The sequence below is a fragment of the Streptomyces triculaminicus genome (assembly GCF_017349075.1).
Lineage (GTDB): Bacteria > Actinomycetota > Actinomycetes > Streptomycetales > Streptomycetaceae > Streptomyces > Streptomyces triculaminicus.
Map to the genome: position 1 here is coordinate 63,708 of NZ_JAFMOF010000006.1, position 16,696 is coordinate 80,403.

The 16,696-nt window shown below is 69.1% G+C and carries 15 protein-coding genes and 3 pseudogenes; 8 read left to right on the plus strand and 10 right to left on the minus strand.

The window, feature by feature from the left end; translation table 11 throughout:
- Nucleotides 1-141 precede the first annotated feature (141 nt).
- The 4 genes and pseudogenes from J1792_RS31610 (at nucleotide 142) to J1792_RS31625 (ending at nucleotide 4,622) form a co-directional block, all read left to right on the plus strand.
- Nucleotides 142-582, plus strand: a complete 441-nt coding sequence (locus J1792_RS31610) for a hypothetical protein (RefSeq protein ID WP_207248736.1) — start codon at nucleotides 142-144, stop codon at nucleotides 580-582.
- 885 nt (nucleotides 583-1,467) lie between these two features.
- A complete protein-coding gene (locus J1792_RS31615; RefSeq protein ID WP_307843140.1) occupies nucleotides 1,468-2,697 on the plus strand; it encodes a D-alanyl-D-alanine carboxypeptidase family protein in 1,230 nt (409 codons plus the stop codon).
- A 565-nt stretch (nucleotides 2,698-3,262) separates the two neighbouring features.
- Nucleotides 3,263-3,466 (plus strand): annotated as a pseudogene (locus tag J1792_RS31620) (transposase); the annotation flags it as partial.
- Between the two features lie 475 nt (nucleotides 3,467-3,941).
- Nucleotides 3,942-4,622: a hypothetical protein gene (locus J1792_RS31625; RefSeq protein ID WP_207248737.1), complete on the plus strand. Its 681-nt coding sequence runs from the start codon at nucleotides 3,942-3,944 to the stop codon at nucleotides 4,620-4,622.
- A gap of 372 nt (nucleotides 4,623-4,994) precedes the next feature.
- Here the strand turns inward: J1792_RS31625 and J1792_RS31630 are convergent, their stop codons facing one another.
- A complete protein-coding gene (locus tag J1792_RS31630; RefSeq protein ID WP_207248768.1) occupies nucleotides 4,995-5,375 on the minus strand; it encodes a hypothetical protein in 381 nt (126 codons plus the stop codon).
- On the opposite strand from J1792_RS31630, the pseudogene J1792_RS31635 reads away from it, so the two are divergent.
- Nucleotides 5,376-5,680: pseudogene (locus tag J1792_RS31635) on the plus strand (transposase family protein); the annotation flags it as partial. It abuts the gene before it with no gap.
- 346 nt (nucleotides 5,681-6,026) lie between these two features.
- On the opposite strand, the gene J1792_RS31640 reads toward J1792_RS31635, so the two are convergent.
- Entirely contained in the window at nucleotides 6,027-6,512 is a 486-nt protein-coding gene (locus tag J1792_RS31640) for a DUF5709 domain-containing protein (RefSeq protein WP_207248738.1), read from the minus strand.
- 1,587 nt (nucleotides 6,513-8,099) lie between these two features.
- Here J1792_RS31640 and J1792_RS31645 point away from each other — a divergent pair.
- The 3 genes from J1792_RS31645 (at nucleotide 8,100) to J1792_RS31655 (ending at nucleotide 9,595) form a co-directional block, all read left to right on the plus strand.
- Nucleotides 8,100-8,465, plus strand: a complete 366-nt coding sequence (locus J1792_RS31645; RefSeq protein WP_207248739.1) for a hypothetical protein — start codon at nucleotides 8,100-8,102, stop codon at nucleotides 8,463-8,465.
- Between the two features lie 18 nt (nucleotides 8,466-8,483).
- Nucleotides 8,484-8,633, plus strand: coding sequence for a hypothetical protein (locus J1792_RS31650; RefSeq protein WP_179199172.1), 150 nt, complete (start codon nucleotides 8,484-8,486; stop codon nucleotides 8,631-8,633).
- Between the two features lie 122 nt (nucleotides 8,634-8,755).
- A complete protein-coding gene (locus J1792_RS31655) occupies nucleotides 8,756-9,595 on the plus strand; it encodes an arylamine N-acetyltransferase family protein (RefSeq protein WP_207248740.1) in 840 nt (279 codons plus the stop codon).
- A gap of 73 nt (nucleotides 9,596-9,668) precedes the next feature.
- On the opposite strand, the gene J1792_RS31660 is transcribed toward J1792_RS31655, so the two are convergent.
- The 8 genes and pseudogenes from J1792_RS31660 to J1792_RS31690 all read right to left on the minus strand — a co-directional run bounded on the left by J1792_RS31660 (nucleotide 9,669) and on the right by J1792_RS31690 (nucleotide 16,502).
- Complete coding sequence (locus tag J1792_RS31660) at nucleotides 9,669-9,881, minus strand: hypothetical protein (protein ID WP_207248741.1); 213 nt, start codon at nucleotides 9,879-9,881, stop codon at nucleotides 9,669-9,671.
- 571 nt (nucleotides 9,882-10,452) lie between these two features.
- Nucleotides 10,453-10,843 (minus strand): annotated as a pseudogene (locus J1792_RS34775) (transposase); the annotation flags it as partial.
- Nucleotides 10,844-11,042: 199 nt separating this feature from the next.
- Nucleotides 11,043-11,807: a hypothetical protein gene (locus tag J1792_RS31665; RefSeq protein WP_086575352.1), complete on the minus strand. Its 765-nt coding sequence runs from the start codon at nucleotides 11,805-11,807 to the stop codon at nucleotides 11,043-11,045.
- A 363-nt stretch (nucleotides 11,808-12,170) separates the two neighbouring features.
- Nucleotides 12,171-12,314, minus strand: coding sequence for a transposase family protein (locus J1792_RS35570; RefSeq protein WP_207248742.1), 144 nt, complete (start codon nucleotides 12,312-12,314; stop codon nucleotides 12,171-12,173).
- Nucleotides 12,315-12,765: 451 nt separating this feature from the next.
- Nucleotides 12,766-13,011 carry a hypothetical protein gene (locus tag J1792_RS31675; protein ID WP_086575432.1) on the minus strand — a complete coding sequence of 82 codons (246 nt, stop codon included), beginning with the start codon at nucleotides 13,009-13,011 and terminating at the stop codon, nucleotides 12,766-12,768.
- Nucleotides 13,008-13,154, minus strand: coding sequence for a hypothetical protein (locus tag J1792_RS31680; protein ID WP_207248743.1), 147 nt, complete (start codon nucleotides 13,152-13,154; stop codon nucleotides 13,008-13,010). Before J1792_RS31680 ends, J1792_RS31675 begins: the two co-directional genes overlap by 4 nt.
- Before the next feature lie 44 nt (nucleotides 13,155-13,198).
- Entirely contained in the window at nucleotides 13,199-13,933 is a 735-nt protein-coding gene (locus J1792_RS31685; RefSeq protein ID WP_207248744.1) for a hypothetical protein, read from the minus strand.
- 490 nt (nucleotides 13,934-14,423) lie between these two features.
- The gene (locus tag J1792_RS31690; RefSeq protein WP_207248745.1) at nucleotides 14,424-16,502 is read right to left on the minus strand and encodes a hypothetical protein; all 2,079 of its coding nucleotides are present in this window, start codon (nucleotides 16,500-16,502) and stop codon (nucleotides 14,424-14,426) included.
- Nucleotides 16,503-16,696: the final 194 nt, after the last annotated feature.

The window sequence follows — 16,696 nt, forward strand, 5'->3', positions numbered from 1 at the left end:
CATCCTTCGGGCGCCCGTACTGGCGAGGATGGAACGCGGGAGCCGGGTCGAACATCTACATGATCAACGGGCCCGGGACGGGCACGCGCGACGTGACGGTGAGACCGGCGGAGCCGGGCGTGAACAGCAAGGTGGGCGTGGATGAAGGCGGAAACGGTGGCGGGCGACGCAACGGGCGACACGCTTGCCCTGGCCGGGCGGGTGGGGGCCGACACCGATGCCGAAGCCCTGGCCGGGCCGGAGGGGGCCGACGCCGACGAACCGGTCACCGGGCGGAAGCCGACCGGGGCGGAGCCGAGCTCCGGCACCGCTTCCGAGAGCGAGCCGGCCGCCGGGGAAGGGAACGCCGAGGCGTCGTCCGCGGCTGCGGACGAGGACTCCGCGGTACGGAAGACCCCGGACGACAGGGAACCACTGGACGCTGACACCGCTTCAGGGGCGCGCACCCCCGAGCGGGAGACCCCGGCCAAGGCCGAAGCCGTGGACGCGGACACCGCCGCCGGCACCGTCGCAGAAGAGGGCACCCCTGCGGACGGACACACCCGCCCGGCGCAGGCCGACTCCCCGGCCGGGAAACCGTAGGCAAGACGGGCCCGTAACCGCGGAGGCCCCGCGGGCGCCCGCCCCGGGAACGACGGGTCCTTCACCGCGCGGGCCGACGCCCGCGACGAGGAGATCCCGGCCGGCGTGGGCTCTGGTTCAGGGGCGGACGGCCGTGTGGAGGACGAGGGCCGCGTCGCTCAGGCCGACGTCCCCGACCCTCAGGGCGCCGACGCAGGAGCGCGGGGCGCCGATGGCGACACGTCCGCCACGGCCGACGGCGGCGCGAAGCGCGCGGACGCCCCGGACGACACCGCACCGGCGCGGCGCCCTTCGCGGGCGAAGGGGGACGATCAGCCGGAGGAGGACGACACCCCGGCACACCCCGAAGCCCACGGAACGGCCACCCCGGCGGGCGCGCGAGCCCCGGGCGACGGCGAGGCGGGCGCCCCGCGTACCGACGGCGGCCGGGCCGGTAGATCCGGGCCCGAGGGCGAGCCCCGGAAGGACGGGGCCGACAAGAGGGCGGATGCCCGGCAGGCCGCCAGGGAATCGCGGGACAGGGCCGAGGCCGGCTCCCTCCCCCGACCCGGAGGAGGGGGCCGGGCGGCCCGAGGACGGGACCGGCGACCGGCAGGCGACGGAAGGGGACGAGGCGCCCGCGCTGCGGAAGCGGAACGACGCGGGCGCCGACCTCGCCGCCGAGAAGCCGACTGGTACCCGCGCGGCGGCGCAGCCGCACGACCCCGAGCGCACCAGCAAGTTCGGCGTTCTTAAGGCCCCCGACGCCGCGAAGCCCGCATCGCCGCCGGAGCCCGCGCCCGAACCGCCGGTCCTCGAACCCGCCCGCGAGACCCCCGCCCGCCCCTCGAACTGCTCGCCGAGCTCACCAACACCGCTCTCCTCCAGACCCCGCGCCGCACCCTCGTGCGCCGCGTCAAGGTGTGGACCCCGATCGTGCTGCTGCTCGGCGGCGCCGTCGCGGGAGGTCAGATGCTGCGCCCGCTCCCCACCCCGCAACTCGTCGCCACGCAGGACTCGGTCACGCTGGACGGCACGACCGCCATCCCCTGGCCGGCCAAGGGCCAGGCGGCCGTCCGCATCCCGGGCTCCGGCGACATCGGCACGTTCGGCGAGCAGAAGCCGGTGCCGACGGCCAGCGTGGGAAAGGTGATGACGGCGTACGTCATCCTCAAGAACCATTCGCTGCGCAAGGACGACCCCGGCCCCCTCATCGAGGTCGACGCCAAGGCGGTCGCCGAGGGCAACTCCGATCACGAGTCGCGGGTCGAAGGGCTCACCGCCGGGAAGAAGTTCAGCGAGCGGGACATGCTCAAGATGATGATGCTCCCGTCCGCCAACAACATCGCCCGTCTGCTCGCTCGTTGGGACAGCGGGAACGATGGGGCGGCCTTCGTCGCGAAGATGAACGCCGCCGCGAAAGAACTCGGGATGCGCGACACCACGTACACGGACCCCAGCGGTCTGAACTCCGGCACCGTCAGCACCGCCGTCGACCAGCTCAAGCTCGCCGAGGCGGTGATGCAGGAGGAGACGTTCCGCGTGATCGTGGCGATGGACCACGCCAAGATCGAGGGGTTGCCCGAGCCGATCGACAACAGCAACGACCTGCTCTCGATCAAAGGTCTGCGCAACATCGGCATCAAGACGGGGTCCAGCACCCCGGCCGGCGGCACCCTGATGTGGGCCGCGGACCAGCCGGTCGGCGGCGACACCCCGCTGATCCTCGGCACGATGATGGACCAGCACGTGGACGGCCCGGACGAAGACGGCGGCGAAAGCCTGAAGCTGGTGCTGAAGAACAGCCGCAAGGTCATCGAGGCGGTCCGTAAGGCCCTCACCGCCGCTCCCGTGATCCACAAGGGGCAGACGGTCGGCTACGTCTCCGACGGGCTCGGCGGCCGGACCCCGCTCGTCGCGACGAAGGACCTCGCCGTGATCGGTGTACCGGGCCAGCGGCTGCGGTTCACGCTCGGCACGGCCGGCGGCAAGTCCGTACCGCACGAGGCCAAGGCGGGCACCGAGGTGGCCGTGCTGACGGTGGGCGACGGCGCCGGCTCGAAGACCGTCCCGGTGGCGGTCGGCACCCGGCTCGCCGAACCGTCGTTCGGCACCCGGGTGACCCGTCTCTCCTGACCGCGGTCCCCCGAGGTCCACAGTTGCGGAGCGCCATGCTCCGCGACTGTGGATGGCAACGACATAAGGCCGCGGCAGGATGCCCAGGTCACGGGCGAGGTCCTGAGGATCACCGGCCGGGTGGAGAAGAGCGAGTTCCACGAGGCCTTCAAGGCGGTGGGGCTGTTCCGGCGGATGCGGTGGCTCGTCACCGTCGGGGCGCTCGGCATCGCGCTGCTGGGAGTGCGCGTCACCGCCGACGGCGGCTCGGTGAACTTCCCTTTCGTGGTCCTGGCCGGCGTGTACGCGGTGGTGTTCGGCGTGCTGGCGCCCCGGCTGATGGTCTCCCGTGCGCTCAGGAACGACCTGGCCCAGGGAGACAAGGAGTGGGTCGTCGACGGCACGGGCATCGCGGTCACCTGTGATGGCGCGGAGCAGGTGCGCATGCGCTGGGACCGGCTGAACCAATATCACGAGACGCCGAACATCTACGCCGTTGTGGGCAGGACCGGCTTCAAGACCTGCTTCTTCGTCCTGCCTGGCTTTAGACCGTGTCCTACATGGCTGTTGATCGTTGATGCGGTAAGGGCTGGTCGACCTGGCCCGCACGGTGCTGGACGCGGCACACGTGCGGGCGAAAAGGGGGGGCGAACTTGCAGGTCCGTCGCCCGTGGACCGGGGCAAGCCGGGTTCCAAGATGCACATCTTGTCCGATGCTGCCGGGCTGCCCCTCCGCGTCGGACTCTCCGCCGCCAACACCCACGACAGCCTCGCCCTGAAGCCGATGCTGTCCCACTTCCATATGGGGCACGAATCCCATGCCGGCGACTCGCTTCCCCAGCGGCCCCGTCGGGGAAGCAGCGCACACGGGGCCCGCCTCGTTTCCCTGTGCACCGGACTCAAGCGCCATGAGGCGCTGAACAACCTTCAGGACACCGAGCCCCAGACCCCGTCGCCCTCGTGCTCACGGGCGCAGATCTGGTTATCCGCGATCAGGATGCGCTGGGCGTGGTAGCCGTACGGACAAAGCACCGCGCAACACAAGGGGTGCAACGCGGGCTACCCCGGGCCCATTGAGGTCCCCGTGGCCGATGGCGGTTCTCTGGGGGCAGAAGCTGTTGCTGTGGCTCAAGGCTCAGGTTTGTGCAGCTCAGCGGCCTGATGCTGAACCTTGGCCTTTGCAAGAGGTGTGGTGCTATCGCTGGCTCGGCTCACGTCAGCCACTCTCTGGTCACGACGATGCGTGTCTGCCGTAGTCAGCCCTGGTGGACAGCAGTGCCTTAACCGGTCTGATCGGCGCGTTAGGCGGTGCCCTTATCGGCGCGGGTGCGGTGGTCTATGGCCCTCTGTTCCTGAAGCGCAGAGAGCATCATCAGGCCGCGGCTGACGGCAAGCGACAGCAAGCCGATGAAGCGATGAAGGCGCTGATCGATGCACGTGCGAAGTTTCGCCTGTGGCTCGACTATTTGGTCTCCACTGTTGCTCAGGCGGCCGCTGGTGTGCCCACAGACGGAGACGCTTTCGAAGCGAGGTTGGAGAAGCTTGCGAATGACGCCAGCAGGGCTGGTTACCACCTCGAGTACTTCCGCAGCCGTGTGCCCCGTCTGGTTCCCGATGGCGCCTACTTCAATGTGACGAGGTCACTGCATGGGGCTTCAATCGTCATTCGGACAGCGCTGGCCACTGACTCGTTTTCAGGCGGTAGCGTCCCGGCCGAGGTGATGGATGAGCTCCTGGAGGCAGAGCAGAGGCGCATATGGTTTCCGTCTGGTCTCGGCTCAGCTGGGCGAAGGCCGCAGCGAGTAGCCGTCGGCTTTCTGAGGAGCTGCCGTCGTGGACGGCAGCTCGCGAAGCGGCTCAACGCGGTTCTGACAGAGCGTGCCAAGTGCAACGTGATGCTTGGCGGTCGCCGGATATCCGTCTCGCCGTCGGTCGACCGATACTGACGAGGCGACAGTTTTGAGGTGGGGCTGCGTCAATCTGCTGGTCACCCGCGCGGACCAGGCCGGAGGCAGTGATATCGCCGTTGCTTCGCAGGAGGGTGTCGAGGGTTTTGAGGGCGCGTTCGCGGCGGCGGGCCGAGTCGGCCCGCCGCCCGTCAATCATCGGGTTGGTCATGCGGTCCTGTCGGATCGGAGGTCGGGCAGGACCTGGGAATGCGGGGCATGCCGAGGAGATGATGCGGCTGCGGCGGACGACAGCGACCGCTTTCTGGATCTGGGACCGGTCCTCGTCGGTGAGCTCGTCGAGGTCCGTCCGGACCCGCTGGACCAGGCGCCGGGCACGGGTGCTTCCTCGTCCGAGGGCATGGCCTCGGCTTACGCCCACGTGTCGGCGTCGGCAAAAGCGGCCAGGCGTTCGCGGTTGCGGAGGAGGTCGGCGAGATAGGCCTCCAGGCCGGGAGGTAGGAGACGTCGGTGCGGTAGTGGCCGCAGCCGAGGCAGCAAAATCGGACGGGGGCAGTCGCCTCCGCCGGCTGCGGCGATGGACGGTTCAGTGCACAGGCCGTAAGGGACTTGCAATTCGCCGATCGCGCGGCGGGCATATTCGGTGTCGAGCAGCGTCTGGGCGCGGCACCAGCTGCGGTTGCCGTGCCGGTCGAACTGCATGATGGTGACCCGGTCGACGGCCTCGCGCCGTCGTTGCGACCACAGCCTCGTACCCGGGTCGGCGCCTTTCAGGCCCGGCCAGACAGCCATGCCCCGGGACTGTGCGAGGCCCTGGTGGGGCTGAGTGAAGGGGACTTCGTCATGTTGACGGCACCCTGATCCCCATGGACCGGATCGCGGCCGACGAGCCGTACTACGGCCAGAAGCACAAGCGGCATGGCATAAACGTGCAGGTCATCGCCGCACCTGACGGAACCCTGCTGTGGTTGTCCCGCGCGTTGCCGGGGCGTCCCCACGAGCTGACCGCTGCCCGCGCCCACGGCATCCTCCAGGCCTGCCTCACCCGGCAGATCCTCGCTGTCCCTGATCGCCCCGGGGAAGAAGCCGCGGTGCGACCGGGATGTCTCTTCGTTCACGGCCGTGTACCGGGCGACGGCGGCCCGGTCGGCGGCCGTCTCGTGCGCCAGCAGCCGGGCGACCGTGCCTAGTAGGTCAGGTCGGTCTCCGGGCGGATGACCGCGCAGGCGAGCACGTACGGCAGGTCGCCGGAGCCGATCGAGGTGACATAGTTCCATGTGCGGCACGTACTGACCCTTGCCCGGCAAGCCGGGGTGAATCGGCGAGAGGGAGGCCGGGAAGGCGCTGGAGGAGTTCCGGGCCGGTGGCAACACCCTGCGCATGGATCCGCAGGCCGGAGGGCACCTGCGAGAGGACTTCTGGCGCCCCATGGGAGTACCGTCCTCACGCCTCGAAGTCCTCGCCGAACCCGGCCGCGGGCTCATCGGGCACGATGTGTATCGCCGCCTCCTCCGCGGAGGCCGCCCCACCGTCGATACCCACGTCCCGGGCGAAGACGTCGTTGCGCCGAGGAGGCAGGGCATCGATGGTGGCGATAAGCCGCCCGGCGCGCTCGTCGCCGACCTCGTCGTCCATCGGCTCTCCCTCCCCGCCAGGCTGATCACCGATGCCGTCCCCTTCCGGCACTGTGATGTCGGGGACCTCCTCGGCGAGCCGCTGGTCAAGGCTCTCGTGCTCACGCTGCTCACGGGCCGTCGTGCCATGGTGCCCCACGCCGAGCGGCTTCTCCGGGGGCGAGTAGCCCTCGTCGAGCACCCGGTCGAGAAGATCGCCGTCGAGGGCGTTCTCCAGGTCCAGGTCACCTGGGTTGTCCCGGCGGTCCGACCGAGCAGGCTGATAGACCTCGTCACCCATCACGTCGTTGGACATACTGAGCCAGCCTCCTCCCGCACGGTTCCGCGGCGACGGCTTACCTTCACTCTCCTCCGTACGGCAGCCTCGCGCTCCCCAGAGGGCGACGGCAGTTGGATGCCGCCGTCAACCATCTGGGGTCGGCCGTCTCCCTCCCTGGTCAGGTCATGGGGGACCGGACGGTTGGCGCAGTGGCGAGTCCTTAGCGCCGTGAGTGTTTGCTGTTGGCGGACCGGACCGGACGACCGGTTCGCGAGCGGGACAGTGAGGTCGTGCAAACGGAATGCCGGGAATTCCGTCACGACATTGGCGTCAACCCCTATTCCGGTGAACCTCTTTCAACCTGTCCCGCAGGGGTGAAATTGCCTGGTCAGAGGGGGTATTGGTGACGTGTCGGAGTCCCTCGTCGTTGAGGTGTCGATCTCGCTCGAAACCGGCGCCAAGCGGCTCTGTTGGTGAGGTTGACCCTTTGGAGTGGACAGTGGCCACCGAGCTCGGATCACCGGGGAGACACTGCGCACGTGGGTGCGCAAGAACCACGCCGGCCAGGGTGGACGTAGCGAAGGTCCGACGAGCCCACATCGCATTCGAACTGGTGAGCGAGTGCATCAAGTTCGAGCACTCGGGAACCATCACCAACGTCGCGGCGGGTGAGCAGGTCAGGTGACTGACGCACCGGAACGCGTCTGACATGACCCTGCCCGGCAACGAGGTCTGGGTCAGTTCCAGGGTGACGGGAACGTTGTGGGCTTCGAGCACGTCGAAGATCACGACACCCCGGTCCGGCTGCCCCGTCGTCCTCCACGGCATCGATCTCTTCGGGTATCCGGCTCCACGCACTCGGCAGCGCGCTGCCCTCCACGCTTCGGCGGCGAGCGGATGGAGACGGCCTCTACCCGACCGACGTGTCGCTCCAAGCGGAAGTGGTCCAGGGGGCGAACCCGAACGACGGCGGGCCGTGATGCCACCGACGGCCGGTCGGGAGCTCCCGGCCATCGCCCTCGCGGCTACGGGAGATCCTCCGGTGTACGGCCGAGCACCAGTTGGTCGAACAGGGCACCCCCACCGTTGCTGAGCAGGCTCATACTGGTGACCTGCGGCAGCCTTCCGCCCGTGAGGACCCACAGGTCTACACGGCCGCCGGCACGACGGCGCTCAGGCTCACGGCCCAAACGGCCGCTGCAACCACCGTGGCTCTCCCGACACGTCGGCCCCTCTCCATTCGTGAGCCATGTCCCCGCCCCCGATACTGCATGACTGCGTCTCTCTCCGCTGTCCAGCGCCGATGCCAGCGAGACGCGCGCCCGTTCACCCCAGGCCCAGGCGTGGCGATTCTCCACAGTCGAACCTGCAGGCGAGAAGACAGTCCATCACATTGTGAGTGTCCTCTTCCTCAGCAGCCCCGGGGCCTCGACGTCGGTCAACAGCACAAGACTGGCAGCCGCGGCCACAGCTCTTCCTGGCGATCGGCCGCATGGACCACCACAGGGTGGAGGTGGCCGAAAAGGCTCTCCTCAAACCATTCACACAGGCCATTGAATGCCGTGACCAACACCAATCACCCATCAGCGCATCAGTGCACTCTTCACGCTTGGGAGACACCTCATGAGACGACTCCGCACCGCAGGTCTGGCTCTTCTCGGCGCGACGCTCATCGCCTCCGTCACGGCGAGCCCGGCCCAGGCATCGCCGGGCGAGACTCGCACGGTGTGCGCCGACTCGATGACCCCGGACGGCTGGGTCGACGTGAACTGGGGCACCAGCGCCTCGTGCCGCGTGATGGGCGGCTCGAACATCAAGATGATCAAGCAACTGGACGGCCTCCCCGTCGGCACCCAGGTCAACGCCTGCGCCAGCGCGCTCCCGCCGAAGGGCTGGACCAAGGTCCAGACCTACTACAGTGGCGGCTGCGTGGTCTTCGTCAACTCCTCCTTCACGCCGAACGCTTGGCTGCTGCAGAAGACCTCCTGACCGGAGGGCGGCGAGGGTGTGGCACTCAGCCAAGCGGCCGTCACCGACGAGCTCACCCGGTCCGGGAGCGGGCGTGCGCCCTGGTCGTACGGGACGGAGCGGAAACGGGGAGCGCAGCACTTCGTCTGGCCGCGCATCGGCGGGCACGACATCTTCACCAGCCCGTGACGCGCCCACGAACGGCGGCTGCCGGCCCCCCTCCGGCCGTCGCTCCGGGGAGATTTCTGACGCTGCTGGGCGGCGGTACCGGCGACTATGCTGATCATCCGCTCGGACAGCGAGGAGGCAGCATGATCGACGTCGACGGATATCTGACCGTGTTAGGGGTGACCCGGCCGGCGGCCCCGACCGCAGAGGCGCTGCGGGCACTGCACCGGGCGCAGGTGGAACGGGTCGCCTACGAGAACCTCGACATCCATCTGGGGAGCGCGACCAGCATCGACGCCGCGGAATCCGTGGCCCGGATCATGCGCGGGCGCGGCGGCTACTGCTTCCACCTCAACGGGGCCTTCAGTGCGCTGCTGACGGCCCTGGGCTATGACGTCACCCTGCACCGGGCCGGCGTGCAGTCAACCCCCGAGGACCCAGCGGGCGCGACCGGCAACCATCTCGCGCTCACCGTACGGCTCGACGGCGAGCGGTGGCTGGTCGACACCGGGCTCGCCGACGCGATGCACGAGCCGCTGCCGCTGCGCGAAGGCAGCTACACTCAGGGGCCGTTCACCTGCGCGCTGACCTCGTCGGTGGCGGAGCCCGGCGGCTGGCGGCTCACCCATGACCCCCGCGGCGCGTTCATGGCGATGGACTTCGCCCCGGACCCCGTGGAGCTGTCCTCCTTCGCCACGGACCACACCTGGCTGTCCACCTCCCCCGAGTCCCCCTTCGTCCGGGTCTTCACCGCCTTCCTCCGCGACGCCAAGGGCGTGGACATGCTGCGGGGCTGTGTGCTGCAACGGATCGACGCCGGGGGCACGGACGAGCGGACCATCGACTCGGCCGACGACTGGTACGACGTACTGACCGGCGTGTTCCGGCTGGACCTGACCGACATCGACGCCCCCGCGCGGGCGGAGCTGTGGCACCGCGTCCACACCGGGCACCAGGAGTGGGAGGCCGCGGGGCGGCGGTGAGGGGTGCCCCCTGCCGGAAATCTCCCCGCCCCTCACCAGCGGACCGACGGTCCGATGGCCGGAAGGACACTCCCTAGGGCCTCAGCAGGCCGTCGAACCGCTCCCAGCCGGACCATGGGCCGCCGATCCTGGTCTGCCGGCGGTGGTACGGGGAACCGCCGCTGTTGACGCCGAAGAGCTCGATGCCGACCGTCGCCGTTCGTCTCGACGGCGACAGGGCCACGGCCGCGGCCGACGGCACAAGAGCGCCGACGAGCCGGCCGATGGGTCTGTGCCGCGTTCTCATCGACTTCCCTCTCCTGCCCGCCGAGGCGAGCCATGTCGGTGTGAGTCGGTGCGAAACGCTGCGCACGCTACAACCGCCCCGCCGCACCGCACAGCTTTCCGGCGCGCCGTCCCGGGTCGCTTTCCGGTCGACCGAGGCGGGCCTTTTCGAGCACTGGGGCTGGGATCAGGCAGCTTGCGTCACGCGGCTGGGCGGGCGGGTCCGGCGGCGCGGATGAGGGGATCGATCAGACCGGGGAAGCGATGCTCCAGGTCTGCGTGCCGGAGCGAGATCAGCCGGTGCTTTCCCGCTTGCCGGGTCGTGGTCACGCCCGAATCGCGCAGGACCCGGAAGTGGTGGGACAGGCCCGCTTTGGTGATGCCGTAGTCGAAGCCCCCGCAGGGGTGCTCTCCTGCCCGACCGCAATGACCATCACGATCGACAGACGTACCGGGTCGGCGAGCGCGTGCAGCACGGAGACCAGGTCGAGCTCGTCGGCTCCGGGGTGGTGAAGGCGGCTCATGCGGACATGCCACGGTCACTCAGGCAGTTGGCCAACTATCGAAATGAGTTGCCGTGGCCACCGTCCTGGACCGCAACTCGCGAGGTGCACAGTGGCGGAGGCCTTGACGGTCTGAGAGTCCAAAACCCACGCGGACGGCTCGGCGTTTCGGCCTCCGGACTCGCGGACCAGGCACCGCAGCAGGCCGGCGAGCTGCTCAAAGACACCGTTTTCCCGCCAGGAGTCGAAGTAGCCGTAGGTGGTCCGCCAGTGGGAAGTCGTACGGCAGGTAACGCCAGGGAATGCCGGTGGGGTCCACGTAGAGCACGGCATTCATCAGGGTGCCGCAGGTCATGCTCGGGCGGACGGCCGATGTCCAGGCCGCGACCACGACGCTCTTCCCGCCAGGCGGTCAGCACCGGCCCCGATCAGCTCTCATCACGCATGACGGATCGCTGGGATAGCCACGGTGCGGAGTCATGTTTCCGATGTACTGCGCGGCGGCCGGCTTGGCCAGCAGGCAAACGACCGCCACTCGGGACACCTTGGGATCAGACAGGAGATGCCAGGAAACAGCCCTCTACCGCCGCACCACAGGCTGAACGGCTCACCAGCCCTCCAGCACCTGGGCACTGCGGCTGAGAAACCACCCCGCATCATCCCTAGACAAGTACAAACGCTCAGTCAGAACACAACTGCAGAAGATCCCTGCTTTCCTGGATCATCCTCTTGTACTTGCGGTCATGTTCGTCGTGTTCCAGCGCGAACCGCAGGAGTGCACGGGACCAGTCGTCGAAGAGTGAGAAGACGCGGTCCACCATCCTTCGTGATTCCTCGCGCTGGGTATCGTCGAGAGCCGGCAGGCTCGTCTTCTCCACCTCTGGCGACTTGATGGAGTGTGAGGCTTCTGCCAAGTAGTGTTTCGTGCCGAAGAATTCACATTCGCTACCATCTTGCAGGGTAATTCCTCGACAATGGGTGAATATCGTGACGGAGACGGCCTCGATGGCCTCGACCATGGCGAAAACCGCGTACGTGGGTGCGCCGACGGCGAGCGCGGCAAGCTCCATGCATAGCCGCCGGGAGTGCTGGAAATCTTTGCCCCACAGGATGCGCGCAGAATCCGACAGGGGCATAATGTGGTCGGCTTGCAGCTTTTCCAGGTCAGTCAGCATCCACTGCCAGTGGAAGTCTTCCTCGTAGGTGTGAGCGTTCAGGAGCTCCTGAAGCGGGTCGAGCTCGGCCTCACCCTCTGACTTGCGGAAGACGTATTTGTTCAGATCCGAGTAGCCCATGATGAACGGGATCACAGTGGGGCCCCAGGACAGACGTTTATCTCCCGAGAGAGATTCATCATCCAATAACTGGGCGAAAAATTCGTGATTCTCGTATATCTTCCGGCGTTCTTCGATGTAGTCGATGACGTGCTGCACGGAAAGCTCCATTCGGGAAATCATGACGCCCTTACGGCAAACACGAAGATAACACTCGATAGTTGAAGTGTCACCGTTCAGCGTCTCGTCGGATCTCGGATGCAGGGATGGGTCAGGTCATGAGGGATGCGTATATCTCCCACACGAGGATCTCGGCGTGCGCGGCAGGACCCGCTGTCCGCCGGTTGAGGTGAAGCGACCGCGCCGCCCGCTACCAACGACGATGCCGATACCTTCCGGTCCCGAGTGGGCACCAACCTCCCGTCCACGATGAGGACCTGATGCCGCCCAGGCTTGCGTCTGCCCGGGACCAGGGCCGGCAGGGGGCCGTGCCGGCTGACGACCCGGCCGACGGCCATCCGGGGAGACCCCGAACTACGACGCCAGCTGCCGCATCGTGAGGTTCGTGCGGCAGTACGCGGCCACCAGCAGCACCCGGTCCTCCAGCGACAGCGCCCACCGGCGACCCGGTCGGTCGGAAGCCAGGGCCCGACCGCCCTCACGGATGACAGCCCGCACCAGACGCTGGAACTGACACGGGGGAAGCCCGGTGAACACCTTGATGAGCTCATGGCGCCGAGCAGTGATGACCTGCACGATCAGCCCAACGCAACACCCCGCTACGGGTTACGAGGCAGGCTTTAAAAGTCCAATGACAATGTTGCTTCGGCCGCCCGAGACTCCCGTCTCCGCCTCGCGTCGAAGTCGGTGCCTCAGCCGAGGCACTGGCTCGTCCATACCCAGCCGTGCCCAACTGGCGACACCGGTCTTCTCGATGCCGTCCCCCATGAGGGCACAGGCGAGAAAACCGCAACCGTCTACCTACTGTAGGGGCGAGGCGGGCGCGGAATCGGGCCTGCCGGCCCGGAGACCGGGCTCCGGGCCGGCAACGCGCCTGGGTCACACCGGGGTCACGCCGGAAAGACGTGCTGCCCCCAGGTGATGGTCACCTTCGCCGCGCCGGTGTTGCTCACGTCGGCGGAGAGCAGCGTGGCCCTTCCGGCGTCGAAATAACTGTCGCCGCCCTGGCCACCCGCGCCTCCACCGCCGCCCGGCCTCCTGCGCCCTGGAGGTGCAGGGACAGGACGGTCACGTGGTCGGAGACGGTGAAGATGCCGTTGTCGGAGAAGTCCTGGCTGCCCGATGGGTTGAGGATCCTCAGGTGGGCGGCGGCGGTGACGTCGACGCGCCCGCCCACGGTGACCTTGCCGGTCATGCCCGCTTCCCCCGCAGCGGCGTGCCCCGGGGGGCGAGGAACTGGGCCTTCGTGGTGATGTCGTCGGTGGCCTCCAGGGCACCTGTGACGTTCATGTCCTTGCCGACGGTGAGGTCACCCGTCACGGAGGCGTCGCCGCTCACCGTCAGTCCGGTGAGCGTAGGGTCGGCGACCGTGACCGTCGTCGTCAGGTAGTGCGTCGTCTCTCCGGTGACGTACTGCAGACAGAACGTCGTGTCCCGGGTGACCGTGCCGCTCCACTCGTGGCCGGTGACGGTGTCCTTCTGATCCTTCGCGGGCGTGGCACCGCCGGAGTACAGGACCGTGTACACCAGGGTGGAGGGCCGTCCCAGGTGAGGCAGACCGGGTCGCCCGACGCCACCTCCAGCTTGTCCGCGCGGAAGTCGCTCACCGCGCGTACGGGAATGACCGGTGGCGGGAACTTCGTGATGGTCAGGGGACGGAATCCGGGGCTGTCGGGCCAGTTTCCGGTATCGAGCGTGGCTGTCTCGCGGACCTCGACGCGGGCGACGCCCGGTTGCTTGCTGACGGTGAGGTTCTTCAGCGTGATGGTGATGCCGGAGGCGTCGACGGGCGCACCGCCCTCGGGGGCCTTGGCGACGAAGTGGGCGTAGTCGCCGTCCGGTACGACGATGTCGGCGCCCTTCTGGATTTCCTTGACGGACCAGCCGTCGGCGCTGGCCTCGCCGTCGCCGGAGGTGGTGTCGACGAGGCTCTGGGCGAGGTCGCCGTGCGGCAGGGAGAAGATGATCTCCCGGCAGTACACGGTGTCGCCGCGACCGTTGGAGACGACGAGGTGCACGGTCGTCGACGGGGCGTCGGCGGTTCCCGCGTACAGCGGGAAGGGCTCGCTGATGATGTCGTAGTCCAGCAGGGTGGTGCCGATGTCCGGCGCGTTCACGAGGGTGGTTCCTTTCGGGGTCACGGGGAGGCGGTGGTGGGCTGCGGTGCTCACGCGTCGGTGAACCCGCTGCTCAGGCGCAGGAAGCCGGTGCGGACGACGGGACCGTCCTCGTCGAGCCGGGCGTCCTGGTCGATCTGGACGATCGGCTGGTGGGTCCACTCGGAGGAGGTGTCGAGTTCGGCCCAGTCCCACGTGCCCTGCGGGGAGGTGGGGTGGGGCAGGGCGAGGGCGTCGACGAAGCGGGGCGCGCCGGCTCCGGTGTCCTTGGCCGGCACCTTGCGGTGGGTGGTCAGGACGGGGCTGAGCCGCAGGGCCACCCTCATGGCCGCCATGGCGGTACGGGTGAAGCGGGTCGGCAGCTGAAGGTCGGTCACCGGGAGGACGTCCGTGGTGGCGTGCACGGCGGCCTGCGGGTCGAGCAGCAGGGTGAGGTGCGTCCGCGCCGTGTTGTCGGCCGGGAGGGCGGGCCACTTGTCGTCCGCGCCGATCAGGGCGACGTAGTCGGTGCGGGCGGTCTCGCCCGGCGTCGTGACGGCGTGGAACGTGCGTTCTCGGTGAAGTAGCCGATGAGGCCGTCGCCCTGCTGCCCGGCGTTGCCGAGGCGGATGGGCCACCGGTAGTCGAGGTGGGCGATCTGCGGGGGCGTGGGCCGTCCGGCGGGGCGGGTGCGCCACTCGGTGGACGTCTTCCAGTCCAGGGCGTACTGCCAGCCGGCGTCGGAGACGGGCAGGCCGTCGAGCTCGAAGCCGAGGCGGGCGCGGACGAGGGCGAGCGGGCGGCCGAGGAGGGCGCCGAGGACCTCGTCGCCGTACGGGTTGCCGGGGTCGATGCCGGCGAGCGCGCGGTCGACGGTGGCCATCAGGTCGGTGAAGGCGTCACGGCCCTCGGCTGCCAGTTCCCGGGCGAAGGCGTGGAGCTGCGGCCGCATGGTGCGGAGCTCGTCGATCGTGCGGGTCGCCGAGTCGGGGAGGGGGCCCCATCCGACGACTTCCGACACGGATCCGGTGGGGTCCTCCCGCAGTTCGAGGCGCAGTTCGCCGAGGGGTTCGCCGGTCGGCGCGTAGCACAGCAGCGAGCGGTCGACGTAGTTGGGGACGATCCACGCGCCCACGGGTGTGGTGTGCGCGGTGAGGTCGACGAGCCGGGTGTCGTCGTGCTCGTCGACGAAGTCGAAGCGCAGGCGGGCGGGCTGGAGCAGGCGGGGCGGCAGTGTCTCCTTGCGGAGCTCGTAGTGCGCGGGCAGGGTGTGCCCGTCGACGAGGGCGGTGACGGCCTCCTGCAGGCGGCGGAGGTCCGCGAGCTCGCCGGCGACCCTGGCGGCGAGGCCGTCGGGGTTCGCCGGGTCGATCTCGGCGCGGAACTGCTCGCGGGCGTACTGGCGCGGGATGAGCGGCAGGCCGTGCATCCACCACAGCGCGTACAGGCGCTGCTGAAGGGCGGTGACGTCGCGTTGCTTCTCGTCGTAGGCGCTCTGTGCGCCGTTGAGCCGGGCCAGCCACTCCTCGTGTTCGGGGTCGGCGCCGGTCCAGGTGACGGACTTGGGATCACCGGAAGCGTTGCCCTTGTCGGTGGTGTCGGCGAGGCGCCACAGGGTGCCGCCGGGCAGACGCCGGTACCAGCTCTTGTGCAGGGCCTGGCCGGTCCTGACGGGCCCGTCGGGGCCGTCGGGGCCGTCGAGGGTGTCCAGGAGGCCGCTGCCCGCGGCATGCAGGAGTGTGGGGTCGGTGGCGGCGAGGGCGTCGTGGCCGGAGGCGGCCAGCAGCTGGGCGTGCGCCTCGTCCGCGCTGCTGCCGACGGCGATCTTGTCGCGCACGTCGTTCTTCCCGGGCCGGTCCGACTCCGGGAGCGTGCCGGACGTCCATCGCACGCCGATGGCGCGGCCACAGTAGGTGGTGCTGCCGGGGGTCCAGCCGGGCGGCAGGTCGTCGACGGTCCAGCCGAGGCCGGCCAGGACGGTGTCGACGGTCGCGCCCGCCGCGCCGAGGCGGCGGCGCAGTTCTTCCTGTGCGGGGTCGGAGTACCAGCCGACGATCTGGTAGTCGAGGTCGGCCTGTCCCTGGACGCCGGTGAGCGGGTCGTGCAGGGAGAAGACGTTCGGGTGGTACGGCTGGTAGGCGTGGAAGGTCATGATGCCCGGGCCGACCGCGGTGAGGAACAGTTCCTTGCGGGCCTCGGAGGTGCCGGCCGGCTCGCTCCACGCGGCTCCGCCGGGGCCGATGCCGTGGGCCCGGCCGATCTTCGTGGTGGTGATCGTGGAGCGGTAGGGCGTCGCCGCCGGGTCCTGCACGTCCGGCCTGACGGGGTGGATGAAGCGCGAGGTGCCGTTCTTCGGGTCGAGGCAGTCGCTCTCGACCACCCAGCCGGTGGTCAGCTCCGGGCTGCCCTGCACGTGCCGGACGACGAGCCAGCGGTTGGGCACGAGCGGGAACTCCGTGCGCCCGCCGGGCTCGCGTGCGGTGCCCCGGCGCAGGGCATCGGGCAGCTCCCAGCGCACGTACACGCCGTCGTGCTGCTTGTAGCCGTCGTCGCTCTCGCCGGTCTCGGTGGCCCTCCACTTCTCCTCCATGGTGAAGGGACCCGGCTCCGGCGTGTGGTTGTGGCGCAGGAAGTTGAAGTTCGGCTGCCAGCGGCGGAAGCCCTGTCCGCCTTGTCACCCGCGCGCTCAACGCAGGACCAGCTCATCCCAGATCGGGGCCGGGCCTTACGGGTTGTCGGTGGCGGCGCACCTGCGGGCCGCTGGGGCCCGGGTGCGGGTCTTCG